Origin of the sequence: Hungatella hominis (assembly GCF_014288005.1) — a bacterium.
Taxonomy (GTDB): Bacteria; Bacillota; Clostridia; order Lachnospirales; family Lachnospiraceae; genus Hungatella; species Hungatella effluvii.
Genome location: NZ_JACOPB010000003.1, coordinates 1 through 26,100, shown reverse-complemented (window position 1 = coordinate 26,100; position 26,100 = coordinate 1). Strand labels below are relative to the sequence as shown.

Here is a 26,100-nt window from a genome sequence, read left to right as displayed (position 1 = left end):
GTTGATTGTAGAATATGACTAAAAATACAGGTATAATAAAAATACAAATTGGTGATAAATCATAAAACAAGGAGGGCTATATGAGGAAACGTATTTTTAGTACCGGCATATCTGCTATATTGATCGGCAGTATGCTGCTGACTGCCTGCGGGGGTAATAATACAGGCGGTTCGTCATCTTCTGCAGATGCAACAGGTGAAAACAGTACTTCTGCCGTGGAAGCGAATGCTGCCGCTGAGGACGGAGATCCATTTGGAAAATATGATCCGCCTGTGAAAATGACATTTGCACGTACGGTAGATAATGATCTGAACGACAACATCCTGCCAAAAACTCCGGGGGAGACCATTGACAAGAACCGGTGGCTGGATTTGTATTCAGAGGAATTGGGCATTGATATCAGTTACGCCTGGACGGTAAGAGGCGGTCTTAACGATGATGCCTATACACAGAAGTTAAATGTTACGATAGCCTCCGGCGATCTGCCGGACGTTCTGATTGTAAACCGTACGCAATTGAAGCAGCTGGCAGAGTCAGACATGATTGCAGATATGACGGAGTATTACGATAAATATGCCAGCGATTTAACGAGGGAGGTTTATGATTCGGAAGGACCGGGAATCCTTCAGTCGGCAACCTTCGACGGCCGATTAATGGCTGTGCCTTACGCTGATGCATCGGTAGAGAGTACCCATTATCTATGGCTTCGGCAGGACTGGCTGGATAAGCTGAATCTGGAACCGCCAAAGACTATGCAGGATTTACTCAGTATTTCAGAAGCCTTTGCTAAACAGGACCCCGATGGAAATGGCGTAGATGACACGTATTCACTGGCAATTACGAAAACTCTGTACAGCGGCGCCATGGGCGTAGAAGGGTTTTTCGCAGGATACCATTCGTATCCTAACATGTGGGTGAAGACGGATGACGGAAAGCTGGCCTGGGGCAGCGTGCTGCCGGAAACAAAGGATGCCTTAAAGGCGCTGGCCGATATGTATGCGGCCGGGCAGATAGATCCGGAATTCGGAATTAAGGATGGCGCAAAGGTGGCAGAGATGATCGCGGCCGGAAAGCTTGGTATTGATTTTGGAGAGCAGTGGAATCCGATGTATCCGCTGATCAGCAACTATCAGAATGATCCGGAAGCGGATTGGGTTGGTTATCCGATCGTATCCGCGGATGACACATTGCCGAAGGTTCCGCAGAAATTCCGTACCCAGTGGTACTATGCGGTACGCAAAGACTATCCGAATCCGGAAGCTGTTGTCAAATTAGTAAATATGCACCTTGAAAAAAACTGGGGCGAGGATAATGATTTTAATCATTATTATATGCCGGTAGAAAATGGGGCGGTTGGCGTATGGAAGTTCTCACCGGTTGCGCCGGCTCCGACGAATAAGAATCTTGAGGCATTTAATGAAATTGAAAAAGCACGAAAGCTTGGTGATATGAGTATTTTAGTGGGCGAACCTGCCGTAATTCAGAGTAATTTGGAGGCATGGAAGGCTGGAGATACGACTCAGTGGGGCTGGGATAAGATATATGGAGAAAACGGAGTCTTCCACGCGCTGAACAGTTATATCGAGAACGGCCAGGTAATGAGAGAAGAATTTGTTGGCGCGCCTACACCGACAATGGTAGAAAAACAGGCATCTTTAAAAACAATGGAACTGGAAATGTTTGTCAGGATCATCATGGGCGACGCTCCAATTGATGAGTTTGATAAGTTCGTTGAAAACTGGAACGCTCTTGGAGGAGCTGAGATGACAGAAGAGGTTAACGAATGGTATCAGTCCGTTAAAAATCAGGAATGAGGTTGCGAGAGGAAGGGTTTCATAAAAACCTTTCCTCTCATTTTTTAAAAGGAAAGAGAGGAGCATTTATGAAGCGCAGAAAAATGCGGGAACTGCCATTACACCTGATGATACTCCCCAGTGTAATTATGCTGATCTGTTTCAGCTATTTGCCGATGGCAGGAATTGTTATCGCCTTCCAGAAGTTTATTCCGGCCAAAGGCCTGTTTGGCGATCAAAAATGGATTGGATTTGAAAATTTCAGTTATTTGTTTAAGCTGCCGAATTTTACCAGCGTACTATGGAATACGCTGTCTATCGCTGTTATGAAGATTATTTTCGGACTGGTGATTCCGATCATAGTTGCCATACTGATCAATGAAGTAAAACACAACACATTAAAAAAAGGCATTCAGACGGCCATTTACCTGCCTCATTTCCTGTCCTGGGTGGTGCTTGGCGGTATTTTTATCGACATACTCGCTCCTGGAGACGGCCTGGTCAACCAGGTGATCAAAGCCTTCGGAGGGCAGCCGGTCTTCTTTCTGGGAGATAACAAATGGTTTCCGTTTACATTGATTGTAACGGAGACCTGGAAATCATTCGGGTATGGGACGATCGTGTACCTGGCGGCTATTACCGGCATTGATTTAAGCTTATATGAGGCGGCTCAGGTGGACGGTGCAAACCGCTGGCAGCAGATATGGCATATTACCCTCCCCGGTATGCGTATGGTGATTGTCCTGCTGATGGTATTAAGCCTTGGAAATGTGTTGAATGCCGGATTTGACCAGGTATTTAACATGTATAGCCCGCCTGTGTATGCAAGCGGAGATATTATAGATACGTTTGTGTACCGTATCGGTATGCTGGAGGCACAGTTTGGAGTGGCTACGGCAGTGGGCCTGTTTAAATCGGTCATTTCACTGACGCTCATTTCAGTTTCTTACTGGTTTGCCTATAAGTTTGCAGACTATCAGTTATTTTAAGGAGGGAGCGGAATATGAAAACTCGAAAAAAATTTAAATGGTTTCCTGTATTGAATACAGCCTTTCTGCTCTTACTAGCGCTGATCTGTGTGATTCCGCTGATTCATGTTGCAGCCGTATCCTTTAGTTCCAGCGCAGCCGCTTCAGCGGGAAGTGTCTCACTGTGGCCAAAGGAATTTACCCTGAACTCCTACTCCTTTGTGGCAAAGCGTCCTGCTTTTTGGCGCTCCATGAAGGTTTCGGTTATACGAATTATCATGGGTGGGGGCCTTAGCATATTACTCACGATTACGGCGGCTTATCCGCTGTCTCAGCCGAAAGGAAGCTTCCGGTTCAGGACTGTTTATGCATGGTTCTTCTTTGTCACAATGATTTTTAATGCCGGCTTAATTCCGTGGTATATGGTAATCAGGCAATTCGGTCTTTTGGACAGCATCTGGGCCCTGATTCTTCCCAGCGCCGTACCTGTATTCAGTGTGATTCTTCTGCTTAATTTCTTCCGTGAGGTTCCCAGAGAGCTTGCAGAGGCCGCCTTTATCGACGGAGCAGGCCATTGGCGGACTCTGTGGACCATCTATGTGCCTCTGTCAAAACCGGCGCTGGCCACGCTCTTACTGTTTTCCCTGGTGGCAAACTGGAACAGCTGGTTTGATGGCCTGATTCTGATGAACAATCCGGATAACTATCCGCTGCAGACATACATACAGACGATTGCGGTTCAGCGTTCTTTCAGCATGATGACGAGAGAAGAGATACAGCAGATGGCGACGATTTCGGACCGCACGCTGCGTTCTGCACAGATATTTTTAGGCTCCCTGCCGATTGTTGCGGTATATCCTTTCCTGCAGAAATATTTTGTAAAAGGCATCGTGCTGGGAGGCGTAAAGGGCTGAGTATGCCCGGAAAGGGAGGGTAATTACCAAAATGAAAAAACAGGCGTTTAACCCCTATCTGCCGTCATGGGAATATATTCCCGACGGCGAGCCCCATGTATTTGATAACCGCGTTTATGTGTACGGATCCCATGACCGTTTCAACGGCTTTGCGTATTGTTTGAATGATTATGTGTGTTATTCCGCGCCGGTGGATGATTTAAGCGATTGGAAGTATGAGGGCGTTATCTATGAAAAGACGGCTGATCCGCTAAACGCAGACGGCCATATGTGTCTCTATGCGCCGGACGTTGTTAAAGGAGCAGATGGCAGATACTATCTATATTATGTACTCGATAAAGTTCCGGTTGTATCGGTGGCTGTCAGTGAGACACCCGCTGGAAAATACCGTTTCTATGGATATGTACACGATTCAGACGGGAGACGTCTGGGGGAACGGGACAGCGATCAGCCTCAATTTGATCCGGCAGTCATGATGGAGGACGGCAGCGTCTGTCTCTATACGGGATTTTGCGGCCCCGGCGATCAATCACGGAAAGGCGCCATGGCGACCGTGCTTGGACCGGATATGGTGACCATAACGGAGGAACCGGTCATCATAGTTCCCGGAAACTGTTACAGTGCCGGAACTGATTTTGAGGGACACGAGTTCTTTGAGGGGCCTTCGATCAGAAAGAGTGGAGATACGTATTATTTTGTCTATTCTTCGAGTAAAATGCATGAATTGTGTTATGCGGTCAGCCGGTATCCAACGAAAGAATATGTGTATGGCGGAGTGATTGTCAGCAATTGCGATGGTAACATCACGCACCAGAAACCGGCCGGCCTTCGTACGTATGTACCGGGCAACAATCACGGCGGGCTGGCAGAAATAAAGGATCAGTGGTATATCTTTTACCACAGGCATACAAACGGAACTAATTTCAGCAGACAGGGCTGCGCTGAGCCGATTCAGATCGGGGAAGATGGTTCCATAGAGCAGGTCGAGATGACCTCATGCGGTTTAAATGGAGGCCCACTGGTCGGGAAGGGAGAGTATCCCGCGTATATTGCCTGTAATCTATTTTCTAAAACAATGGATAACGACCACTTGCTCCACCATGCAGGCTGGATCGACGGAAAATATGCCAGAATCACACAGGATGGACGGGATGGCGATGAAGAGACTGGATACATCGCCAATATGCAGGATTCCACAATCGCAGGATTCAAGTATTTTGACTGCAGCGGTATTACGAGGATTTCGCTGAAAACAAGAGGCTATGGCAGCGGTTATTTTGAAGTGAAAACCAGATGGGATGGGGAGTGCCTGGGTACGATTCCGGCAGGCTATTCCAACGTATGGGTGGAAAATTCTGCTGAGATTACGATTCCGGATGGTGTCCATGCGCTGTATTTTGAATTCAAAGGCGAAGGCGGGATCAGTGTGGCTTCCTTCTCTTTAGAGTAACAGGGGGCAGCCGATGAAAGAGACCAGAGAAATGCGCCTGTGGTGGACGGATATACCCGATCCTGATGTGGTCCGGGCTTGTGATGCGTATTACATGACGAGCACGACGATGCATTTTACGCCGGGCTGTCCTGTTATGAGATCGCGGGACCTGATTCATTGGGAAATTGTTAATTACGTGTATGATGTTTTGGAAAACAGCGATGAGATGTCTTTAAGGAATGGAAAACACGACTATGGGAGAGGGTCCTGGGCAAGCTGTATCAGACATGACGGCCATACCTGGTATGTTGTGTTTACGGCATATAATTCCGATAAAACGTATATTTTTCAGACCCGGAGCATCGAAGACGGGCCATGGGAGAGATACACGCTTCCCGGCATTTACCACGATATGTCCCTGCTGTTTGATGATGATGGCAGAGTCTATATGGTATACGGCAGCGGGACTATCCGTGTGATGGAATTAACCTCTGATGCGAAGGGGGTTAAAGCAGATGGCATGAATCAGGTGATTATTCCGAGTGCCGATGTGGGAGGAACAGGCGGCCTTCCTGCCGAAGGAGCGCATATTTATAAACGGAATGGCATGTATTATATTTTTCTGATTGCGTGGCCTCCTGCGGACCGGTCTTCCGGAAGGAGGATGGAGTTGTGCTACCGCTCAGACAGAATTGACGGCGTGTATGAGGGAAGAGTGGTTCTGGACAGCGATATGGGATTTCATAACAGAGGAGTTGCACAGGGCGGAATCTTTGAAACGGGAGATGGTAAATGGTATGCACTGCTGTTTCAGGATCACGGTTCGGCAGGCAGGATACCGGTGCTTGTTCCGGTATCCTGGGAGGACGGATGGCCGGTGTTTGGAGACTATGGACGGCTGCCTGATATAAACACAGTAAATTCTAAGGCTTTTTGCAGGATTGATGTTGTGCAGTCGGATGGTTTTGATGATCAGACAGCGCTGGGGCTGTGGTGGCAGTGGAATCATAATTGTGATGACCGCTTCTGGTCGCTGAGTGAAAGGCCGGGATGGCTTAAATTAATAAACGGTACGATTTGCGATAACCTGTCCAATGCGCACAACACATTGACACAGAGGACCTTTGGGCCTGTCTGTTCCGGCCGTGTGGTGCTTGATACATCGGAGATGAAGGCGGGAGATTTCGCTGGCCTTGGCGCTTTCCAGGATCAGTATGGATACGTAGGCGTCATGAAGACGGAGGCTTCGGCTAAGGTGATCATGGCGATGGCGGAGCCGGAACCGTTTGAACCTTCCAGGATGCACTATGAGACCGGAAAGCCGGAGGTGATTGTGGAAAGCACAGCGCTGCAGCAGAGCAAAATATATCTCCGTGTTGACTTTGATTTTCGGGATATGGCGGATACCGCAGAGTTTTATTACAGCCTGGACTGCAGCAACTGGAACCGGATTGGCAGCCAGTTAAAGATGTCCTACCGGCTGACCCATTTTGTGGGGTATCGATTTGCGCTGTTTAGCTATGCGACGAAGGTAACCGGCGGTTCCGCTTATTTTGACTGCTTTGAGGTGTTCTGACTTTTTGCAGTGAATAAAGAGTTAGAGGAGGATGCAGAAATTGAGTGCGATTTGCGCCAGTTTGAGGGATACCAGGTAAAAGAACATCTCGTGCTGACACATGATGATCTGAAGGCGGAGAACACGGAACTTGCGCCTGATACAGTAAAACCGGTGCATTCGGCTGCTTCCAGAGTGGAAAATGGTATATTTACTTCGGTGTTGGGCAGACATAGCTGGAACGTAGTGCGGCTGGAAAAATAAATGGAATAAATAAAAAACATGACTATGTAATGTCATGTTTCCCGTGATACAATGTCACTGGGTGATAAAATATGAAGATCGAACGCTTAATTGGAATTATTACAATCCTGCTGCAGCAGGACAAAGTGACCGCTCCGGAGCTGGCGGCGCGTTTTGAGGTTTCGAGAAGAACCATCAACAGGGATATTGAAGCGATCTGTAAAGCCGGGATTCCCCTGATCACGATTCAGGGATTCGACGGAGGCATCTCCATCTCAGACGGCTATAAGATAGACAAGACGCTCTTTACGCAGGAAGAACTGCAGACCATTTTAACCGGTTTAAAAGGAATTGACAGCGTATCCCCAGGCGCATACCTGAGTGGAATTATGGAAAAGCTGTCGAGCAGGGAACGGCAGATTGTCGTTGACGATACCATGGTGATTGACCTTGCGTCCCATTACCACGACGCTTTGACACACAAAATCGGCCTGATTAAAAAAGCAGTCCGGTGCAGGCGTATGATCTCTTTCCAGTACTACAGTGAAAATGGGGAAAGCCAGCGCAGAATTGAGGCATACCGGCTGATTTTCAAGTGGTCATCGTGGTACGTTTTTGGATTCTGTTACAGCAGAAACGATTACCGTCTCTTTAAGCTGAACCGCCTATGGGACTTGTCCGTCCTGGAGGAACACTTTGTTCCGCGCGAGATTCCGGAGAAACGGCTGGATTTTGATGCTTACTTTTCCTCTCATACGATTCGCTTGAAGGCGATATTTACAGAAACGGAAAGACACCGTCTGATTGACGAATACGGCAGGGACAGCTACGTGCCTTGTGAGAGCGGGGGACTGCTGTTTGAATGGGATTTTGCGGGCTATCAGAACATGCGGCAGTGGATTCTCAGCTTTGGCGATCAGGTGCACGTGTTGGAACCGGAAGAACTGAGGGCGGATATCCGACGGCAGTCTGAAAATATTTTGCAGAGATATCAGGAGACATGACCCATAGCTGTCATGTTCCCTCTGCTATAATGGAAATCAAAAAGGAGTTTTTATGATGATTGAATCCAGATGCGGTATCCTGTGCAGTTCGTGCGGTTATAAGGAGGAAATGGGGTGTAAAGGCTGTGTACATATTGATAAGCCATTTTGGGGTGAGGGATGTCCGGTCAAAACCTGCTGCGAGACCCGGGAGCATGAGCATTGCGGCCAGTGCGGGGATTTTCCCTGTGAGCTGCTGAAGCAGTTTGCATATGATGAAGCGCAGGGAGACGGCGGCAGGCGGATTGAACAGTGCAGGTGCTGGAACCAGGGAAGGTAAATGTTACATTCATGAAAGAAAATAGATGCAGACGTAAGATCGGATAAGCCTGTCCTCTTAATCTTACGCCTGCATTTTATTATTACTCTGACAATTATTACTTGGAAATTGATTGTGATATGTTACCGTGAAAGCGCGGACAATTTCGCGTCTTCCACATACACACCATCCACCTTTTCCTGCTCTGCAAAGGAGATCACCTGACTTACATTTCCCTGAATCATAACGCCGAAAATCTGAATGCCATGATCCTTCACATAGGAAGCCAGTTCTTCGTAATATTCCTGGCTGATCCCGTTTACATCGGCCATGGCTGTTAAAAACTGCGGCCTGTCAGACATATACTGCAGCATGGAAGTGAAATGCTGTTCCCAGATTTCTTCCAGTGCTTCTCCGCCGTTCAGTTCTCTGGCCGTCGTTGGCCTCAGATATGGATACGTTTCTTCCGGATAGACGCCTGCTTCTGAGAATACACCTGTTCCAGCGGGATCAAATCCGGCGACGTTCATGTTATACCCTGGTTCGCTGCACGTTACGGCTGCATAGGTGATATCCAGATTGCCCTGATCGGCCACCCACTGACGATACAGACTGCTGAAGGCCTCCAGGGACATGGGGGCGTCAAATGTGATATAGGCGGCGGCCCAGGAGGAGGAAGGAAGCTCATCCAGCTGCTCTAGCTGGCTGTCGATTTCCTCCTGCGGCTGCCGATACTCATCGTTTCCATCCTCATCCGTCATGCAGAAGGTTTCTAATTTTCGGCCAAATGCATTCATAGGAGGAAAATGCCAGTACGTCTCCAGTACAGATCCTGTCCGGTTTAAAATATTGGAATAGTAACCGGTCAGGGAAGATTCGCTGCCCGCCATTTTCCCCCGCACGATTCTGCCGGAAAATGTTTCTTCGCGACCGTGGAAGAGATTGCTCTGGCGTATCTCCACATGATAGCTGCCCGGAAAGCCGGGGACCGCCTTGGCCCAATTCGTCGTATAGCCAGGAGAGTGCAGCTCGGTAAATACCGCCGCATCAATAAAAAACTGACCGTCTCCGCCATACGTTTCCTGATAACCGCGGTTCGGATTATAGAAAATACGGCTGCATATGGGGCCGGAGAGCAGAACCAGGACAGCCGCTGCCAGAAAAGAAATCAAAATGCTTTTCAGCAATTTCCGGTTCACCGTCTTTTTAATTCCCTTGATCTCATTTACATCACTTTCAGTCATGAGTTCCTGAAGTCCCGGGCAGCTGTCATCGATCTGCGCCAGGGTGTATTCTTCCAGAAACTCGAATTTCTCAAGCTCCTCCTCTACCAGGAGATCTGCGAAGAAAACGCACAGGAGCCAAAGGCCATGTATATGCATACGAGAGAACGTATTTATCCGGGGATAGCGGCCTTTGATGCACTGACTGTCAACGGAGAATCGAGAGAGCAGGCTGCGGATTTCATCGAGGATTATTATGCATGGAGAAGCCGGCGCATGGCGGATATGCTTCATAGGCTGATGAAGATACCCGGATGCTGCAGGCTCGTTCCAAAGTTTTTCAAATCCATCACCCGTTCGAATTTCGGTCCGAAGGCAGGCTTTCAGGCGGTTTGATAAGAAGCAGACTGGAGATATCGATGCCTCTATTCTCACCGATCACATGATGCTGCAGGCTTCAGAATTAGGACTGGGAACTGTCTGGGTATGCTATTTTAAGCCGGATATTCTTTCACAGGAATTCAACCTTCCTGAGAACCTGGAACCGGTCAATATCCTTGTGATTGGATATGCTGATGAAGAACCGGCAGATCCGGACAGACATGGGAAGACACGGATTCCGTTGGATACGCTGGTTGCATACGAGAAAATTTAGTTACTAACTTTATAAAGAATAGTATATAAACAGACAAATAAATCAATAAACAAAACATCTTACTAAACGCGCTGTGTACAGCGGAGCCATTGCTGTTTGCCAGCCAGGGGTACCATACAATACACAGTGCGTCTTTTTTGTTGTAATATTTTATCACTGTCCGCAAGCAGACCATATATCAGAATTATCGACCGGGATTACTGTTTCTCACTGTGATAAATATAACTCCCGGCTCCCACGAGGAAGGTTTTCCTATCTATCACAACTTCGGCGTCCACCGGTGTTGTGATCTCATAGCGCCAGAGTGAATCCTGCTTCTTCCACCGGGAGATAATCCGGCCATGCCTCGTGTCGAGGGAGGCCTCAAGCCAGTCGAGACGTGCATCGGGGGCGGGGGCGATCCGGACTTTACTGTATCCCGGATATCCCTCTGCCGGGGTAATTCCCGCCGCGCAGCAGTATACCCAGTCTGCCACAGCCCCGTAGGCATAGTGATTGAAGGAATTCATGTTCCTGCTCCATAAATCCCCGTTTTCCATAATTCCATCCCAGTGTTCCCAGACGGTGGTGGCCCCCTTTGTTACCGGATACAGCCAGGACGGATACTGTTCTCGCAGCAGCAGGGAGTAAGCCAGATCCGTATGGCCGTAATCGCTTAACACGTGCAGCAGGTAGGGCGTTCCGACGAAGCCTGTCTGGAGCTTTGTTCCGCATTCTCTTATCATCAGCGCAAGCTGATCCGCCGCGGCCTGGCAGTCTTCGGCCAGATGAAAATGGGCGGCAAGAACACATTCTGTCTGTGTCGTGTAAGTCGGATAGGCCCTGCGGAAAGCGGAAACAATGTTTTGAAGGAGCGCTTCATACGCTGCCATATCTTTTCCCAGAACGAGTCCGGTCTTAATCACCAGGGCAGCCGAATGCGCGTAAAATGCGGAGGCAATGAAGTCTTCTCTGGAGGAACCCTTATAGCTGCCGGAGGGGGCATCGAGACCCAGCCAGTCCCCGTAATGGGCGCCTCCGGTCCACAGATATTCCGTCGTGGTATGCGCCGTGATATAATCGACCCATTTTCTCATAGACTCAAACTGGCGGGAGAGAATCTCTGTATTTCCATATGCCTGATAAACTGCCCAGGGGCAGATCGCGGCTGCGTCGCCCCAGGCGGCGCTGGCAGGCTGTTTCTTTAGCAGATCCGGAATTACGTGGCCCACATAGCCGTCCTCCCCCTGGTCGGCAGCCAGATCAGCCAGCCATTTCGTGAAGAATTTTTCGGTATCATAGTTCAGGCATGCGGTGCGCACAAATACCTGGGCGTCTCCGGTCCAGCCGAGGCGTTCATCCCTCTGCGGGCAGTCGGTAGGGACATCGACAAAATTCCCCTTCTGCCCCCAGATGATGTTGTCAAAGAGACGGTTTAAGAGAGGATTGGAACAGCTCAAGCGTCCCGTTCGCTTCATCTGGGAGTGGAGGACCACAGCCGTGAAATTTTCCGGTTTCGCCGCACCGGGACCTCCGGGAAATGCATCGATCCGAATATAGCGAAAACCAAAAAAGGTCAGGTGCGGATGGCAGCTCTGTAGTCCATCACGGCATATACAGCAGTATTCCGCCCTGGCACTGCGGTAATTTTCCGTATAAAAACAGCCATCCTTATCCAGAACCTCTGCGTGGGAAAGCCGGATCTCTTCCCCGGCTTTGGCATTTACGCTGATTTCCACGTAACCGGTGATTTCCTGCCCGAAGTCTGCCACAACTTCGCCTTTGGGAGTCGTAAAGATGCGGGCCGCCGCAATCCGTTCCTGCTCGCGGATTTCTTCGCCCTGCTGTTCAATCAGCGTTTCGTATGGCCCGTCAAAGGTCTCGGCCGTCCCGGAGCATGGAGGGATAAAGGAAGCGTCGTAAATCTCTCCGTCATAGATCTCAGAGAAGCGGACCGCACTTTCGGAAACGGACCAGCTTTCATCTGAGACGATGAAGCTGTGCTGTCCGTCCTCATAGGTGATTTCCAACTGTGCCAGCAGCCCCATGGGGCGGGCGGCCAGGCCCTTCTGGAAGTCCGATGTGGTAAATCCGGGCATGGGACTGTGATACCAGCCCTTTCCGACGGTGACAGTCAGACGGTTCTCCGCCCTGAGTAAATCCGTCACATCATACTCCTGATACTGAAGCCGTTTGTAGTAGGTCGTCCATCCGGGAGCCAGCACAAACTGGCCTATCCTGCGGCCGTTAAGTGCAGCTTCATATACGCCCAGCGCGGTGATAAAGAGACGGGCCTGTTTTACAGTCCGTGGCAACGCAAAATCTGTGGAAAATACGGGAGCCGCGTTTCCGAAATCGTTGGCCGGCTTGAGCCATTTTGCTTTCCAATCCATAATGAATTCCTCCTGCTTGTGTTTGTCTTGACTTCTAGGATACCAGATTGTAATATGAATAAAAAGAACTGTTTCAGACTAAAATGGGGGGTGAATTTATCCTGTTATGAGAGAACGGAATACAATTGAACTGATAGGACTGACAGCGGAGCGGGAGGACAAGATTGTGGTCATGCCTTTCTGCCAGCAGGACGTGGAGATGCATGACCATGATTTTTTTGAACTGGCCTATATTACAGGAGGCAGTGCGCTGCATACGATCCGTGATGCGGACGGAGAGGTGAGATCCGGAGAGGTGGAGGCCGGAGACTATTTTATCATTGATTACGGCAGCAGGCACAGTTACAGGGAATGCAGGGATTTTACTCTGATTAACTGCCTGTTTCTGCCCGAGATGATAGATGATACACTGGCGGACTGCCGGTCCTTTGAAGAAGTGCTGCGGGTGTCCCTGATCCGTTACTATAAATGGTGCTTCGGGCAGCCTTCTGCGAATCGGGTGTTCCATGATGAGGAGGGGAGTATTTTGTCACTGATCCTGGGAATTCAGGAGGAATACCAGGAGAAAAAAGTGGGATACACAGAGGTATTCCGGTGCCGGCTGACCGAGATTCTGATTCTGACCATACGGAAAATCGTCTGTGACAGCAAAAAGGATGACAGGGAGAGACAGCCGCGGAGCACGGCAGTGCTGGAAGCGATCCGGTATCTGGATAAAAATTACAGAGAAAAGGCTGTACTGAAGCAATTTTGCCGGGAATACCATTACAGCCAGCAGTATATCAGCCGGAAATTTCGTCAGGAGACGGAGATGACAGCGCTGGAATACCTGCAGAAGATCCGGATTGAGAAGTGCTGTGAGCTGCTGGCCGGCAGTGATCTGTGTATTCAGGAGGCCGCGCAGTCTGTAGGGTACGAGGATGTAAAATTTTTCTGTACGCTGTTTAAAAGGACCCTGAACATGACTCCTGGGGAGTACAGGAAAACCGCTGCCGCTGCAAAGGGATAGCATTTACTGATAGCACTTATCAGTTGAGCAATTAACGCGTTGATATAGAGATAATTAAGGAACGTCAATTTCGACGTTCCTTTTTTCTAAGTTTCCATTCCTTTTTACACCAGTTTCTGCGGAGCTTTAATTAAATCCTCCAGCGTAATCCCATCCAGATACTCATTAATGATCGTATCCAGTTTCTGCCATACAGGCCGCGTCAGGCAGCATTCAAGCCGGGAGCATTCCGCATAGGATTCCTCTACGCAGGCGACCGGTGCCAGGCTTCCCTCTGTCAGACGCAGAATCTCGCCCAGAGTGTATTCGCCGGGCTCCTTCGTCAGACGGTAACCGCCGCCTTTTCCGCGCAGGCCGGCCAGAAGCTGATTCTGAACGAGGACCTTTATGATAATCTCCAGATATTTCTCGGAAATGTCCTGACGGTTCGCAATTTCTTTCAGAGGAACGTACCTGTCGGTGTTCTGCTGTGCCAGATCCAGCATAACCCGCAGTGCGTAACGTCCCCTCGTTGAAATCATCATTTGACATCCCTCCCTTCCGCAATACCAGTACCGGGCGGCGCTGGTTATATAATCCTATTATACAACAAGGTAAATAGGAATATCAATAGCCAATATAGTTACAAACCTATTGACAAAGTAGGTTTATGATATTATGATGAATATAACCAAGTAAATAAGTAGGTTATTGAGAGAAAAGCCTTTTCAGGCGGAATGGAGGACTATATGTCAAAACAATTGCTGAAAATAAATGGATTATCAGTCAATGTGGAAGATAAAGAGATTTTACATGGTATTAATCTGGAGATTAAAAAGGGGGAGACTCACGTGCTGATGGGGCCGAACGGAGCGGGTAAGTCCACGCTGGGGTACGCGCTGATGGGAAATCCTCGCTATGAAGTGACGAAAGGAGATATCTGGTTTCAGGGAAAACGGATCAACGAAGAGCCGGCCGATAAGCGGGCTAAGGCAGGAATGTTTCTTTCCTTCCAGAATCCGCTGGAGGTTCCGGGCCTTCCGCTGGGCACATTTATCCGCAGCGCTGTGGAACAGCGCAGGGGCGCCAGAGTGCGGCTGTGGGATTTCCGCAAGGAGCTGGAGAAGGCCATGGAACTGCTGCAGATGGACCGGGCCTATGGAGACCGCGATTTAAATGCAGGTTTTTCCGGCGGTGAGAAAAAGAAAGCGGAGATTCTTCAGCTTTTGCTCTTAAAGCCCAGTCTGGCTATACTGGATGAGACGGATTCCGGTCTGGACGTGGATGCGGTACGAACCGTGTCCCAGGGCGTGGAAGAGTACCAGAAGGGCCGGGATGGAGGTCTTCTGATTATCACCCACAGCACCCGGATTCTGGAGTCCCTGCGTGTGGACAAAACCCATATTATGGTAGACGGCAGAATCGTGAAGACAGGAGACGGTTCCCTGGTGGAACAGATTAACGAACATGGGTTTGAACAATATTTGGATCAGGCGGGCTGTTAGAGAGTGTGACGAAAAGTAATTTTCAGATACACTCCAGTCCGCGCATCCGGAAAGGATGGAAGACAGAGATGGAAGAAAAAACATATGTAAATGATATCGACAGAAGTATTTACGACATCCGAAATGAAGAAACGGATGTTTACCGTATAGAGGAAGGCTTAAAGCCGGAAATCGTGGAGCAAATCTCAAAAGAGAAGAAGGATCCGCTTTGGATGGAGCTGTTCCGCCTAAAGTCCCTGCAGATATACAATAATATGAGAGTTCCCGATTGGGGTCCCTCCCTGGAGGGGCTGGATATGAGCCACATCGCCACGTATGTGCGCCCCAACACAAAGATGAAGACGAAGTGGTCCGATGTGCCGGAGGAGATCAAGGATACCTTCGAGCGTCTGGGAATCCCCCAGGCGGAGCGGAAATCCCTGGCTGGCGTAGGCGCCCAGTACGACTCGGAGCTGGTCTATCACAATGTCCGCCAGGAGGTGGCGGAGATGGGCGTGGTATATACGGACCTGGAAAGCGCCATGAAGGGGGAATACGCGGACATGGTGAAAAAGCATTTCATGAAGCTGGTGAAGCCTTCGGATCACAAATTTGCAGCGCTCCACGGGGCCGTCTGGTCAGGTGGTTCCTTTGTCTATGTGCCGCCGGGAGTTTCCGTGGAAATACCGCTGCAATCCTATTTCCGGCTGAACGCGCCGGGAGCGGGGCAGTTTGAACATACACTGATCATCGTGGATGAAGGGGCGGACCTTCACTTTATCGAGGGATGTTCCGCACCTAAATATAATGTGGCCAATCTTCACGCAGGCTGTGTAGAACTGTTTGTGGGAAGGAATGCGAAGCTTCGTTATTCCACGATTGAAAACTGGTCTAAAAACATGTATAACCTGAACACCAAGAGGGCCCAGGTGGAGGAAGGAGGCACCATCGAATGGGTGTCCGGTTCCTTTGGCTCCCATGTTTCCTACTTATATCCCATGAGCATCCTTAAGGGCCGCGGGGCCAGAATGGAGTTCACCGGAATCACCTTTGCAGGTGAAGGGCAGAATCTGGACACAGGTGCGAAAGTGGTTCATGCCGCTCCGGAGACGACCTCCTATATGAACACCAGATCCATATCCAAGAGCGGGGGCGTAAGCACCTTCCGCAGCTCCGTGGTGGTGGCCAGGGGGGCGAAGAACAGCAAATCGGCTGTCTCCTGCCAATCCCTGATGCTGGACCGGATATCAAGGTCGGACACGATTCCTGCTATGGATATCCGGACCCCGGACGCGGACATCGGCCATGAGGCCAAGATCGGGCGGATCAGCGACGAGGCCGTCTTTTACCTCATGTCCAGAGGACTGAGCGAGGAGGATGCCAGGGCAATGATCGTCAGCGGATTTGCGGATAATGTATCCAAAGAGCTGCCATTAGAGTATGCCGTGGAGATGAATAACCTGATCCGGCTGGAGATGAAGGGCAGTATTGGTTAGTTTAGGAAAGGAGGTCTCCTATGGGACAGGGACTTGATTTGAAGATAAACAGGCTGCCGGCCAGGACCTGGAACTGGCTGAAAATGAATGAGGCAGGCTTGAATGGGATAGAGGCAGGGGAATCCCCCACGATAATCACGGAAGGATTTGCGGAAGCGGTTGCGTGGAGAGAAGATTTCTCGGCCATTGCTACCGGGATGGGAGAAGATATGGACCGACTGGCGCGAGAGTCGAATACGGACGCGATTCGGATCCAGTCCGGGCCGTCAAAAGAAGAGCGGCGGGCCGCGCTGCATTTTGTCTGCGGCAGCGGAGCAAAGAGCTTCCAGACCGTGGAGCTTCTGGTACAGGAGGACGAAACTCTAAACGTGGTTATGGATTTCACCTCTGCGCCGGAGGCCGCGGGGCTGACCGCTGTCCAGACCCGGTTCCGGGTCAGGAAAAACGCCAGACTGAGGCTGATTCAGCTCCAGCTACTGGGAAGCGGCTATACATTTTTAAGCGATATCGGCGGAAGCTGCGGCGAGGGATCATCCGTGGAGGTAATCCAGCTGTTTTTGGGCGGTGCGGAGACTTACGCAGGCTGCCAGGCGGACCTTACAGGGAAAGAGAGTTCGATGAACGTCGACGTGGGTTACTTGGGAAGGGACAGCCAGCGATTTGACATGAACTACGTGGCGAACCATCGGGGAGAGAAATCCCGGAGCCGGATTCTGGCCAGTGGCGTGCTTAAGGACCGGGCGTTTAAGCTCTTTCGCGGAACCATTGATTTTAAGTTTGGAGCCGCTGGGGCAGAGGGAGAGGAGAAGGAGGAGGTGCTGCTTCTGGGAGACGACGTGATCAATCAGACCATTCCCCTGATTCTCTGTGCAGAGGAGGATGTCCAGGGAAACCATGGAGCTACCATCGGAAGACTGGATGACGAACTGCTGTTCTATCTCTGTTCCAGAGGCATGAGCCATGAGGCTGCCTCTGAAATGATAACAAGGGCCCGGCTGGATGCCGTCTGTCGGAAGATTGGCGACGAAGCCGCGGAGCAGATAGTGCAGGATTATCTGGAGGAGGTGGAGAAAAATGGAAGATAGAAATCCATACCGCGAAAATTTTCCATTGCTTAAGGAGAATCCGGTGATTTACTTAGACAGTGCGGCCACGGCTCAGAAGCCCTCCTGTGTACTCCGGGCGGAGCGGGATTTTTATGAGCACAGCTATGCAAATCCCATGCGCGGCTTCTACGCCCTGAGCATGGAGGCCACAAAACGCCTGGAGGAAGCCAGAGACGAAGTGCGGCGCTTTATCAATGCGTCGTCCTCCGACGAGATCATTTTCACCAGAAACACCACGGAGAGCCTGAATCTGGTGGCCTACAGCTACGGACTGTCCCGGCTGAAGGCCGGGGATGAGGTATTGGTAAGCATCATGGAGCACCACAGTAACTTGCTGCCCTGGCAGATGGCTGCGGAAAAGACGGGAGCAGTTTTACGATTTTTGGAGTGCGAGGCGGACGGCCGGATTACGCAGGAACGTCTGGAGGCGGCATTTACTGACCGTACAAGGCTGGTCGCTGTGGCCCATGTGTCCAATGTGCTGGGATGCGAGAACCCCATACGCCAGATCGCGGCCATGGCCAGGGAGCGAGGGGCTGTTGTGGTCGTGGATGCAGCACAGAGCGCGCCTCATATGCCGATCGATGTACAGGAATCCGGCGTGGATTTTCTGGCTTTCTCAGGCCATAAGCTCATGGGACCCATGGGCATCGGTGTGCTGTACGGGAGACGGGAACTGCTGGAGGAGATGCCGCCCTTCCTCACTGGAGGGGAGATGATTGACTCTGTCACCAGAACAGGGGCCGTATTCGCCCCGGTGCCTCATAAGTTTGAGGCGGGCACCGTCAACGCGGCGGGAGCCTGGGGGCTTATGGAAGCGATCCGCTATCTGAAACGTGTTGGATTTGATGAGGTGCATCGCCGGGAACTTGCATTGACAACGATGGCCCTGGAGGGACTTAAGCAGATACCGCACGTCCATGTCCTGGGATCTGAGCGGCCGGAAGAACACTGTGGAATTCTGACCTTTACCATAGATGGCGTTCACCCTCACGATGTGAGCGCAATTCTGGATGCAGATGGCATCGCCGTCCGCGCCGGGCATCATTGTGCCCAGCCATTGTTTGAATATTTAAAGGTCAATTCTGCTGCCAGAGCCAGCATATATTTTTATAATACCCGTGAGGAGATAGAGGCATTTTTGAAGAGCACAGCCGGAATCAGGAGGAAGATGGGATATGGAGAATAGAAGTTTTTATAATGAGATTTTGACGGAACACAATCTGCGTCCGGCTCACAAGCACGATCTGCCGGATGCCAATCTGGTGCTTGAGGGCGTAAACCCCAGCTGCGGAGATGATATCTGGCTAAAGCTGAAGGTGGAGGACGGAGTAATACAGGATGGATCCTTCGTGGGCGACGGATGCGCGATTTCCCAGGCTTCCGCGGATATGATGCTGGACCTGGTGATCGGAAAGAAAAAGGAAGAGGCCGTGAAGCTGGCTGAAAACTTCTTTCAGATGATTCGGGGCACGGCAGGGGAGGCGGATCTAGAGGCACTGGAGGAAGCTGCCGCCCTGCAGGACATTGCCCATATGCCCGCCCGGGTGAAATGCGCGGTGCTGGGATGGCGAACGCTGGAGGAAATACTGGATTGCTGAAACTTTTCACCGATACCAGACGTCTAATCGTTTGTAATAAGAAAATAGAAAGACGAGGTATTCATTATGAGAAGATTTGCAGTGATTTGTATGTGTGCGGTGGCGATTGCAGGAGCAGTGCCGTCTGTCCCGGCCTTTGCGGCTACGGGAAATGTGGTGATGGCCGCGAAGTCAAGAACGAGGCAGTCCCAGTCCGGCCTTCAGGATACGGCCCAGGCGGTGCAGATTGCATTTCAAAACAAAGATATGGAGAAGCTGGCCGGTTTATGTAATTTCCCATTGACCATCGTCTACGGAGACGGTTCCCTGGTGGAGATCAAAGATAAGGCAGCGTTTAAGAAACTGGACTCCGGACTCATTTTCAGCAGTAAAATGCAGGATGCAATCGCCTCCACCAACGCAGCGAAGCTTCAGGCTGAGGGGAACGCAGGCGCGCAGATGGGCGGAGACAATGGCCTGAACCTGTACAAATTCAAGAAGAAATGGAAAGTAAACAGTATTTATCTGGATACCGCGGCTGGTGACGGACTGGCGATAAAAGACATAAAGGAGGCAGCAGTCACGATCCAGAAGACATTTTCATACAAGGATATGGACACCATGGCAAAGCTGTGCAACTATCCTTTGACGATCGTCCAGGAAAATGGTAATTTAAAAGAAATAAGAAATCCGCAGGAATTAGTCGCAATGGGCGAAGATAAGCTGTTTACGGAAAAGCTGAGAGATGCCATAGACCGGACGGACGTGGATAAGCTGACCAATGTCGGTGACGCCGGCGTGCAGATGGGCGGAGATTCCGGATTATCGATGTATCGTTTTAATGGTGTTTGGAAGATCAATAATATTTATCAGTAATGTCATAAAGTGCTGGTTCTGGAGTACAGGTGTAAAAGCATAGATGAAAAAGGGGCTGAAAAAACTCCCCAAACAGAAAAAATGGCTGAGGTCGTGAGACTTCAGCCATTTTTTGTAGAATTAATTACGCGAATAACTTTGATATATAATAAGTACCATGGCCATTACTGCGATTGTAAAATAACTGATTATATGCCATGCATTGAACGGCTCGGCGATGAATCTGGAAAGAGTAAATGCAACGAACAGATCGACAGGAATTACCAACAGCAGAGTTATACCTGACGCCAGTAATTTACGTGTCCGAAATACCCGGAACAGGAAGAAAATACACCACAGATACACAATTCCAATGAAAGCCATATTGATGCTGACAGGAAAAAATAAATCGCTGACCCCGATCAGTCTATCAAGCGCATACAAAAACGGTACAATAAAAATACTGCACATGAGCAGGGAACCGCAAACTCCTTTTTTACCGAATTTGATCATGGGGATGAATACCAGCCATGTAAAGACAATCGCACTGATCGGATACAGCGACCATGTAAACGATCGTGAAATCGCGGTATCACAGATAGCGCATACCGCTATCCCGATGAAAAGAAGCAGGCTGAATGCAACTGTAAAGATGTTATGCATAGATCTGGATCTGTCTTGTGATGCTTGGGCTTGTTCCTGATTCATTCGTGTGTCCTCCCTGTTTATCGCTGGATTTTATTGTGTAATTGATTTTATCTGTTTCCCATCCTATATTATTTCTCATTTACTAACTTTGTGGATATGCTCATGATAAGCCCCATGCGTCAGGCTGTAAGCGGTAAAATAGTCTTCTTCCATTTGACCAGCCGATATGCCAAAGTAATCGCACCAACTGTCCTCATAACAGACAAACAGTATGCTGGGAAGAATACTTGTGAAGAATTCAGTCAGCCAATGGGCATGGTTCATTTTCGGATTATCTGATGATTGTTCCCCGTCGATCTCCATCAACGGAGCCAGCACCTGATACAGTATCGTCTGGCTGCTTCCGCTTTTTAAAGACTCGCTCATGAGAATTCTGGCGCAGTCCCGATTCTGTTTGAGAAATTCCATGTACACGGATATCTTTTCAATTCCTTCAGCCCGGCTGTCATGCAGGATCTCATTGTATTCGTCAACAAATTTTGTAATGACAGCGTTTAGCAGATCTTCCTTGCTATTAAAGTGGTAGTAAATGAGAGATTTGGGTACACCGGCATTGGTTGCGATTTCCTCCATGCCTGTGGCGTCGTACCCTTTTTCCGCAAATAGTTGTTTTGCAGTCTTTATAATTAAGTCTTTTTTGCTTGCCCTTGCCATTGTGATCCCTCCAAAGTTGTACTGACTGGTCAGTATAATTATATGCCTGTAAAGGGGGACTGTCAAGCAAACTTTTACTGATGAGAAAGTTTCTGCTTGTGGAACGTTACAGTTCACTCCCCACCAGTGGCACCGCAGTCCGGTTCGGCCGGGCAGGCTTCCTCAGCCTTTCCAGTTCCGGTTTCGGGCATAAGAAGTTCTAAACGCGCAGAATTTTTCTAAAAACCAGGTGAAATTCCCAAACTCGCTGCGCTCAGACAAGTGGGAATTTTACCTGAACGAAAAATTTTGCGCGTTAAGAACTTCTAATACCCTGCAAAGTCACAGGAAAGGCTGAGGAAGCCTGCCCGGCCGAACCGGACTGCGGTGCCACTGGTGGGGAGTGAACTGTAACTGTGGAACAGTATGCGGAATACCTTGGGATCGCATACCATAAGAACCTGGATATCCAGCGTCTGATCCATAACCTTTTTGATGTAACAAGAATGAAGGGCGGTACAGTTGTTTACCGTATGGAATGGATATCCGCCTCCCGGCTGATGAGGGAGGCGGACTGCAAATATACGGAGCTGCCAGAAAACAATTGGCATAGGATAAAATACAAAAAATATTGCAGGAAAAGCCGTTTAAAGGGGCGATAATTTCTTCGGAATATGGTAGAATCAATATAACAGGCAAATTTTGCTGACAATCTGATTTGGAGGGGAAACTATGTCAAAGAGTACAGAGGTTCTGCGCATCTGCGAAGAAAAGGGAATCAGGATGATTGATTTCAAGATGACGGATTTAAACGGCCGTTGGAGACACATCACCATTCCGGTAGAACGGTTTGATGAAGAGATTTTTACGCAGGGGATTGGTTTTGATGGTTCGAACTATGGATATGCCCCGGTGGAAAAGAGTGATATGGTATTTATACCGGACCCCGAAACTGCTGTGGTGGATCCATTTACAGAGATTCCGACGCTGACCATGTGCGGAGACGTATGCGTCATAGGAAAGGAAAACAAGCCATTTGACCAGTATCCCAGGAATGTAAGCCTGCGGGCCATTCAATATATGAAGGAACAGGGGATCGCGGACCAGATGCTGATTGGGCCGGAATTCGAGTTCCATTTATTTGACAGTGTCAGCTACATGGTGGAACCGCAGCGAATGGCTTTTACCGTGGATACCAGGCAGGCGGCCTGGAACAGCGGCAGGGAGACGGCCGACAACAAAGGATTTCAAGTACCCGGAGGCGGCGGATATCATATCGCGGCGCCTCAGGATGCAGCCTATTCTTTAAGAAGCAGAATGTGTATGATGCTTCAGGAATGGGGCGTGGATGTAAAATACCATCACCATGAGGTAGGCGGTTCAGGGCAGATGGAGATCGAAGTGGAGCTTGGCGATATGGTGGATATGGCGGACAAGACCATGATTATCAAATACGTGATCCATAACGCTGCGGTTCAGGATGGAAGGACTGCTACCTTTATGCCGAAACCCATTTACAAAGAGGCCGGCAACGGAATGCATGTCCATATGCTGCTGATGAAAGACGGGGAGCCGGTTTTTTACGATGAGGATGGATATTCCGGTCTCAGTAAGACTGCACACTACTTTATAGGAGGACTGTTAAAACACGTCCCATCCTTATGTGCATTTACCAATCCGTCCACAAATTCCTTTAAGCGTCTTGTGCCTGGATACGAAGCGCCGGTGACCATCGGATATGCCACATCCAACCGAAGCGCCGTGATAAGGATTCCGGCTTATGCAAAGACTCCGAAGGCAAAACGGTTTGAACTGAGAAATCCGGATGCAACAGCGAATCCTTACTATGCATATGCGGCGATTCTGATGGCGGGACTCGATGGTATTCAGAATCAGATCGATCCGGAAAAACATGGCTGGGGGCCATTTGACTGTAATCTTTATGATCTTTCGGAGGAAGAAAAAGCAAAGATCCAGTCGCTGCCGAAGACATTAGATGAGGCGCTTAATGCTCTGGAGGCCGATCATGAATATCTGACAGCGGGAGGTGTGTTCCCGGAGCGCCTGATTGAGATATGGCTTAAGAAGAAAAGAGCGGAGAGCCGGGAACTGTCTCAGATTCCGCATCCGGCGGAATTCCAGAGGTATTTTGATTTGTAATCATTTGGTATTGCAGGAAGCTGCTTCAGTTATCCTGATTTATAGTGAAAATCTGCGGTTTCGGGTTTTCCCGGAACCGCTTTTTTGATTTTTTAAATAGTAGTGTTGGAGTATTTCATCCCTCCATTGCCGAAAGCATCCAATAAATGATAGAAGAAGCAGATAAAGCTTGAGATGGAACGAGGAAAGCAAATCATTGGGCTACTATCGGTATTGCCATTAATAATTATTATAGGTAACTTTGGTTTGACTAATCAAACACTAATGGAGGTTGATTGTAAAATAAAGTTGCCATATATTGATGTGTGTGAAAAAAATCGTGGGAGAATCAAATGAATAATAAAGCTATTATTATACTACTGGCAGTGAGTTTATGCGTTAGTGGATGCAGCCAAACGATAGTGACAGGCATTCCGGACTCAACGGATGCATTACCAGAAGAAATGACACAGCTCAGGGAGTCAGTACATGAGACAATCGAGACTGAAATGACGGCAGAGGAAACGATAAGGCAAAGGAACGTGGATACAGGTGATGGGGTGACTAAGGAGGCTGCAAAGGCATACTTAAACGTTATAGACCAGTTAATCTTATTACATGGAGAAGGTGCAATTGATCGTATGCCTTTCGACAATGGTGGGATTATGAATGGAACTGCAATTATCAGGTTGATTGATTTTGATGGCGATGGAAAACAAGAACTTTATTGTGCGTATGCTGGTGATTCGGAGCGTCAGGTGGTTGATCAGCAGGTAATCTATGGATATTCACCAGAACAGGGTCTGATGAATATCATGGGGCCATGCAGGATTAGTAATCCGGGAACAGATGTAAGTCCTGAAACAACGTTTCTGTATAAAGAAGGTAAAGTTTATCTTATGGAATCACAGGAAGGGAAGTTTACCCGTTACCTGACTGTTCGTGATAATGTATTAGTGGCAGAGTTGGAGTATGAAGATGGATGGAACAGTAACGGATTAACTGTCAATGGGAAATCTGTGACAGCAGAGGAGCTGGCAGACAGCATTTCTGAGATGGAGTCAGGAGGAGAGCAGAAAACAATCTATTATCTTCATTCAGCAGATGACAGCGAGCTGGCTGAGACTGTGAGAACCAGAGAATATATTGAATTACTGGCGGATAAATCAGAGCATAGCGCGCTTGATGTGGTGATTAACGCCACTGGCTGGCCGGAAGAAAAAACCGATTTGACACAGGTTAAAGCTTTTTTAGACATGGAAGATATCCGATATATGGGAACCTTCAACCAATCCCGGGAACGGATAGATATTACTCTGGAAGATGGAAGTATTATGCTGTTTTTGTCCGGGCGGGACTCTCAATGTGAGGAAAATGATTACCGTCTGATTCTGGCTGGGAATAAATTTGATAAGGCTGGATTCTGCGAAGTCCTGGAGAATGGATTTGATGTCAGTGGTGATATGGAGTACGGACTAAATACTTCAACTCAGCTTATTGATGAATTGTGTCTGTATGACTACAGTCAGACAGAACTCTCCATTTATCGTAACCTGATCTATGCGCGGCATGGCCGAATCTTTGAGGATCCGTTTCTTAATGCAGTATTTTCCTCAAATACATGGTATCTGCCCCGTTATGATGCAATGACGTTTGCCGAAAAGGAAGATCAGCTGCTGAGTGACATTGAGAAGGAAAATATAAAGCTGATTGTACAAAATGAAATTAACAGGGGCTATCGAAAGAAACCAGGACAAGAGTATGAATTGCCAGTTGCGATTGTGTCCGGATCATGGCATGATTTGGATGGAGATGGTATAAAGGAGAAGATCCAATTTCAGAGTGGTGATACGTCTGAATCAACTATTCATTATAGTGGATACAGGATACAAGTGGACAGCAGCATCGTCTGTGGGGAAGATAATGTATATAACTGGTTATACATAGCTAATCTGGATGGAAAACAAACACAGTTACTGGTGGGAGACAGAGTTGATGGTGATGATGGTTGGATTACTGCTTATAGTTATGTAAATGGAAAGATAAAGCAAGCGTGGGGAATACCAGGTTTTCCGGGGAATATTCAAATTACTGCTAAAGGTGTGTATACATATGAATATACCATCCATCTGCAATGTTGGATGACAAAACGTCTGTATCAAATGCAGGGCGGAAAAATGGAGGAAACAGAACGAGAGTTTTATGAACATGGTAATGAAGTGAAGGCGTTGATAGAGATTCCGACTTATGATAAAAAGGAGGGCAGTCTTAATGGGCCGGTCATTCAGACAGAAGATATAGTTGTGATTGTGGGAGGCGATAACCGTAAATGGATTTGTCTAAAAAAGAAAGTCTCCGGAGAAATCGGATGGATTAAAGTTGAAGGCTCCATATATATTCAGCCAGACGGGACTGAGATGCAGAATATGGATGTGTTTGAAGGATTGAATATTTTTGGATAAATTGCAGTTGTGAAAGAAATGAAAAAAATTAAAAAACATGTTGACTTTTGTCGGCTGCTTTGATATGATATATCTCGCCGCTGAAAACGGCGGCAAACTTTTCCAAAAATCTTCCAGCTGAACCGCTGAGAAAGTTTTGAAGAAAATGAAAAAAGTGGTTGACAAAAACAAATCACTGTGATAAGATATAAA

The 26,100-nt window shown here is 48.7% G+C and carries 23 protein-coding genes and 1 pseudogene; 19 read left to right on the top strand and 5 right to left on the bottom strand.

The window, feature by feature from the left end; all coding sequences use genetic code 11:
• Positions 1-80 precede the first annotated feature (80 nt).
• From H8S75_RS08235 to H8S75_RS08200, 8 genes are all read left to right on the top strand, one after another.
• Positions 81-1,814 carry an extracellular solute-binding protein gene (locus tag H8S75_RS08235; RefSeq protein WP_187020667.1) on the top strand — a complete coding sequence of 578 codons (1,734 nt, stop codon included), beginning with the start codon at positions 81-83 and terminating at the stop codon, positions 1,812-1,814.
• A gap of 68 nt (positions 1,815-1,882) precedes the next feature.
• On the top strand, positions 1,883-2,782 hold the full coding sequence (locus tag H8S75_RS08230; protein WP_187020665.1) for an ABC transporter permease: 900 nt from the start codon (positions 1,883-1,885) through the stop codon (positions 2,780-2,782).
• A 14-nt stretch (positions 2,783-2,796) separates the two neighbouring features.
• Positions 2,797-3,675 (top strand): carbohydrate ABC transporter permease, encoded by an 879-nt coding sequence (locus tag H8S75_RS08225; RefSeq protein WP_187020664.1) that lies wholly within the window; start codon positions 2,797-2,799, stop codon positions 3,673-3,675.
• A gap of 31 nt (positions 3,676-3,706) precedes the next feature.
• Positions 3,707-5,125, top strand: coding sequence for a family 43 glycosylhydrolase (locus tag H8S75_RS08220; protein WP_187020662.1), 1,419 nt, complete (start codon positions 3,707-3,709; stop codon positions 5,123-5,125).
• A gap of 13 nt (positions 5,126-5,138) precedes the next feature.
• Positions 5,139-6,683 carry a glycoside hydrolase family 43 protein gene (locus H8S75_RS08215; RefSeq protein ID WP_187020660.1) on the top strand — a complete coding sequence of 515 codons (1,545 nt, stop codon included), beginning with the start codon at positions 5,139-5,141 and terminating at the stop codon, positions 6,681-6,683.
• A 9-nt stretch (positions 6,684-6,692) separates the two neighbouring features.
• Positions 6,693-6,926, top strand: coding sequence for an alpha-L-arabinofuranosidase C-terminal domain-containing protein (locus H8S75_RS08210; protein WP_349768888.1), 234 nt, complete (start codon positions 6,693-6,695; stop codon positions 6,924-6,926).
• Between the two features lie 71 nt (positions 6,927-6,997).
• A complete protein-coding gene (locus tag H8S75_RS08205) occupies positions 6,998-7,909 on the top strand; it encodes a helix-turn-helix transcriptional regulator (RefSeq protein WP_187020659.1) in 912 nt (303 codons plus the stop codon).
• Between the two features lie 55 nt (positions 7,910-7,964).
• Positions 7,965-8,228, top strand: coding sequence for a DUF3795 domain-containing protein (locus tag H8S75_RS08200; protein ID WP_187021346.1), 264 nt, complete (start codon positions 7,965-7,967; stop codon positions 8,226-8,228).
• Between the two features lie 122 nt (positions 8,229-8,350).
• Here the strand turns inward: H8S75_RS08200 and H8S75_RS08195 are convergent, their stop codons facing one another.
• Entirely contained in the window at positions 8,351-9,589 is a 1,239-nt protein-coding gene (locus tag H8S75_RS08195) for an anti sigma factor C-terminal domain-containing protein (protein WP_187020657.1), read from the bottom strand.
• On the opposite strand from H8S75_RS08195, the gene H8S75_RS08190 reads away from it, so the two are divergent.
• Positions 9,578-9,826, top strand: coding sequence for a hypothetical protein (locus H8S75_RS08190; RefSeq protein ID WP_187020655.1), 249 nt, complete (start codon positions 9,578-9,580; stop codon positions 9,824-9,826). The two genes, H8S75_RS08195 and H8S75_RS08190, sit on opposite strands and share 12 nt — an antisense overlap.
• A pseudogene (locus H8S75_RS08185) lies at positions 9,816-10,085 on the top strand (nitroreductase family protein); the annotation flags it as partial. The gene H8S75_RS08190 and the pseudogene H8S75_RS08185, both read left to right, overlap by 11 nt.
• Before the next feature lie 197 nt (positions 10,086-10,282).
• Here H8S75_RS08185 and H8S75_RS08180 read toward each other — a convergent pair.
• Positions 10,283-12,457, bottom strand: a complete 2,175-nt coding sequence (locus tag H8S75_RS08180; protein WP_187020651.1) for an alpha-L-rhamnosidase — start codon at positions 12,455-12,457, stop codon at positions 10,283-10,285.
• A gap of 106 nt (positions 12,458-12,563) precedes the next feature.
• Between H8S75_RS08180 and H8S75_RS08175 the strand changes: the two genes are divergently transcribed.
• A complete protein-coding gene (locus tag H8S75_RS08175) occupies positions 12,564-13,466 on the top strand; it encodes an AraC family transcriptional regulator (RefSeq protein ID WP_187020649.1) in 903 nt (300 codons plus the stop codon).
• Between the two features lie 104 nt (positions 13,467-13,570).
• Here H8S75_RS08175 and H8S75_RS08170 read toward each other — a convergent pair whose 3' ends face one another.
• Positions 13,571-13,990: an RrF2 family transcriptional regulator gene (locus H8S75_RS08170; RefSeq protein ID WP_187020647.1), complete on the bottom strand. Its 420-nt coding sequence runs from the start codon at positions 13,988-13,990 to the stop codon at positions 13,571-13,573.
• 204 nt (positions 13,991-14,194) lie between these two features.
• Between H8S75_RS08170 and sufC the strand changes: the two genes are divergently transcribed.
• The 6 genes from sufC to H8S75_RS08140 all read left to right on the top strand — a co-directional run bounded on the left by sufC (position 14,195) and on the right by H8S75_RS08140 (position 19,987).
• Positions 14,195-14,950, top strand: a complete 756-nt coding sequence (gene sufC / locus H8S75_RS08165; RefSeq protein WP_187020645.1) for a Fe-S cluster assembly ATPase SufC — start codon at positions 14,195-14,197, stop codon at positions 14,948-14,950.
• A 68-nt stretch (positions 14,951-15,018) separates the two neighbouring features.
• Positions 15,019-16,425, top strand: a complete 1,407-nt coding sequence (sufB, locus tag H8S75_RS08160) for a Fe-S cluster assembly protein SufB (RefSeq protein ID WP_156834509.1) — start codon at positions 15,019-15,021, stop codon at positions 16,423-16,425.
• A gap of 20 nt (positions 16,426-16,445) precedes the next feature.
• Positions 16,446-17,510, top strand: a complete 1,065-nt coding sequence (locus H8S75_RS08155; RefSeq protein WP_187020643.1) for a SufB/SufD family protein — start codon at positions 16,446-16,448, stop codon at positions 17,508-17,510.
• Positions 17,500-18,720: an aminotransferase class V-fold PLP-dependent enzyme gene (locus H8S75_RS08150; RefSeq protein WP_187020642.1), complete on the top strand. Its 1,221-nt coding sequence runs from the start codon at positions 17,500-17,502 to the stop codon at positions 18,718-18,720. Before H8S75_RS08155 ends, H8S75_RS08150 begins: the two co-directional genes overlap by 11 nt.
• Positions 18,710-19,132 carry a Fe-S cluster assembly sulfur transfer protein SufU gene (sufU, locus tag H8S75_RS08145; protein ID WP_187020640.1) on the top strand — a complete coding sequence of 141 codons (423 nt, stop codon included), beginning with the start codon at positions 18,710-18,712 and terminating at the stop codon, positions 19,130-19,132. Before H8S75_RS08150 ends, sufU begins: the two co-directional genes overlap by 11 nt.
• Positions 19,133-19,198: 66 nt before the next feature.
• On the top strand, positions 19,199-19,987 hold the full coding sequence (locus H8S75_RS08140) for a hypothetical protein (RefSeq protein ID WP_187020638.1): 789 nt from the start codon (positions 19,199-19,201) through the stop codon (positions 19,985-19,987).
• Between the two features lie 120 nt (positions 19,988-20,107).
• Here H8S75_RS08140 and H8S75_RS08135 read toward each other — a convergent pair whose 3' ends face one another.
• Positions 20,108-20,674 (bottom strand): hypothetical protein, encoded by a 567-nt coding sequence (locus tag H8S75_RS08135; protein WP_187020637.1) that lies wholly within the window; start codon positions 20,672-20,674, stop codon positions 20,108-20,110.
• Between the two features lie 75 nt (positions 20,675-20,749).
• Positions 20,750-21,328: a TetR/AcrR family transcriptional regulator gene (locus H8S75_RS08130; protein ID WP_187020635.1), complete on the bottom strand. Its 579-nt coding sequence runs from the start codon at positions 21,326-21,328 to the stop codon at positions 20,750-20,752.
• Positions 21,329-22,039: 711 nt separating this feature from the next.
• Between H8S75_RS08130 and glnA the strand changes: the two genes are divergently transcribed.
• Entirely contained in the window at positions 22,040-23,467 is a 1,428-nt protein-coding gene (gene glnA, locus H8S75_RS08125) for a type I glutamate--ammonia ligase (RefSeq protein WP_187020633.1), read from the top strand.
• A gap of 332 nt (positions 23,468-23,799) precedes the next feature.
• Positions 23,800-25,908: a YARHG domain-containing protein gene (locus H8S75_RS08120; protein ID WP_187020632.1), complete on the top strand. Its 2,109-nt coding sequence runs from the start codon at positions 23,800-23,802 to the stop codon at positions 25,906-25,908.
• Positions 25,909-26,100: the final 192 nt, after the last annotated feature.

Excerpts from the sequence above, each read along its gene's own strand:
- H8S75_RS08235 (WP_187020667.1), top strand. The coding sequence starts at position 81 with ATGAGGAAACGTATTTTTAGTACCGGCATATCTGCTATATTGATCGGC.
- H8S75_RS08230 (WP_187020665.1), top strand. The coding sequence starts at position 1,883 with ATGAAGCGCAGAAAAATGCGGGAACTGCCATTACACCTGATGATACTC.
- H8S75_RS08225 (WP_187020664.1), top strand. The coding sequence starts at position 2,797 with ATGAAAACTCGAAAAAAATTTAAATGGTTTCCTGTATTGAATACAGCC.
- H8S75_RS08220 (WP_187020662.1), top strand. The coding sequence starts at position 3,707 with ATGAAAAAACAGGCGTTTAACCCCTATCTGCCGTCATGGGAATATATT.
- H8S75_RS08215 (WP_187020660.1), top strand. The coding sequence starts at position 5,139 with ATGAAAGAGACCAGAGAAATGCGCCTGTGGTGGACGGATATACCCGAT.
- H8S75_RS08205 (WP_187020659.1), top strand. The coding sequence starts at position 6,998 with ATGAAGATCGAACGCTTAATTGGAATTATTACAATCCTGCTGCAGCAG.
- H8S75_RS08200 (WP_187021346.1), top strand. The coding sequence starts at position 7,965 with ATGATTGAATCCAGATGCGGTATCCTGTGCAGTTCGTGCGGTTATAAG.
- H8S75_RS08190 (WP_187020655.1), top strand. The coding sequence starts at position 9,578 with ATGTATATGCATACGAGAGAACGTATTTATCCGGGGATAGCGGCCTTT.
- H8S75_RS08195 (WP_187020657.1), bottom strand. The coding sequence starts at position 9,589 with ATGCATATACATGGCCTTTGGCTCCTGTGCGTTTTCTTCGCAGATCTC.
- H8S75_RS08180 (WP_187020651.1), bottom strand. The coding sequence starts at position 12,457 with ATGGATTGGAAAGCAAAATGGCTCAAGCCGGCCAACGATTTCGGAAAC.
- H8S75_RS08175 (WP_187020649.1), top strand. The coding sequence starts at position 12,564 with ATGAGAGAACGGAATACAATTGAACTGATAGGACTGACAGCGGAGCGG.
- H8S75_RS08170 (WP_187020647.1), bottom strand. The coding sequence starts at position 13,990 with ATGATGATTTCAACGAGGGGACGTTACGCACTGCGGGTTATGCTGGAT.
- sufC (WP_187020645.1), top strand. The coding sequence starts at position 14,195 with ATGTCAAAACAATTGCTGAAAATAAATGGATTATCAGTCAATGTGGAA.
- sufB (WP_156834509.1), top strand. The coding sequence starts at position 15,019 with ATGGAAGAAAAAACATATGTAAATGATATCGACAGAAGTATTTACGAC.
- H8S75_RS08155 (WP_187020643.1), top strand. The coding sequence starts at position 16,446 with ATGGGACAGGGACTTGATTTGAAGATAAACAGGCTGCCGGCCAGGACC.
- H8S75_RS08150 (WP_187020642.1), top strand. The coding sequence starts at position 17,500 with ATGGAAGATAGAAATCCATACCGCGAAAATTTTCCATTGCTTAAGGAG.
- sufU (WP_187020640.1), top strand. The coding sequence starts at position 18,710 with ATGGAGAATAGAAGTTTTTATAATGAGATTTTGACGGAACACAATCTG.
- H8S75_RS08140 (WP_187020638.1), top strand. The coding sequence starts at position 19,199 with ATGAGAAGATTTGCAGTGATTTGTATGTGTGCGGTGGCGATTGCAGGA.
- H8S75_RS08135 (WP_187020637.1), bottom strand. The coding sequence starts at position 20,674 with ATGAATCAGGAACAAGCCCAAGCATCACAAGACAGATCCAGATCTATG.
- H8S75_RS08130 (WP_187020635.1), bottom strand. The coding sequence starts at position 21,328 with ATGGCAAGGGCAAGCAAAAAAGACTTAATTATAAAGACTGCAAAACAA.
- glnA (WP_187020633.1), top strand. The coding sequence starts at position 22,040 with ATGTCAAAGAGTACAGAGGTTCTGCGCATCTGCGAAGAAAAGGGAATC.
- H8S75_RS08120 (WP_187020632.1), top strand. The coding sequence starts at position 23,800 with ATGAATAATAAAGCTATTATTATACTACTGGCAGTGAGTTTATGCGTT.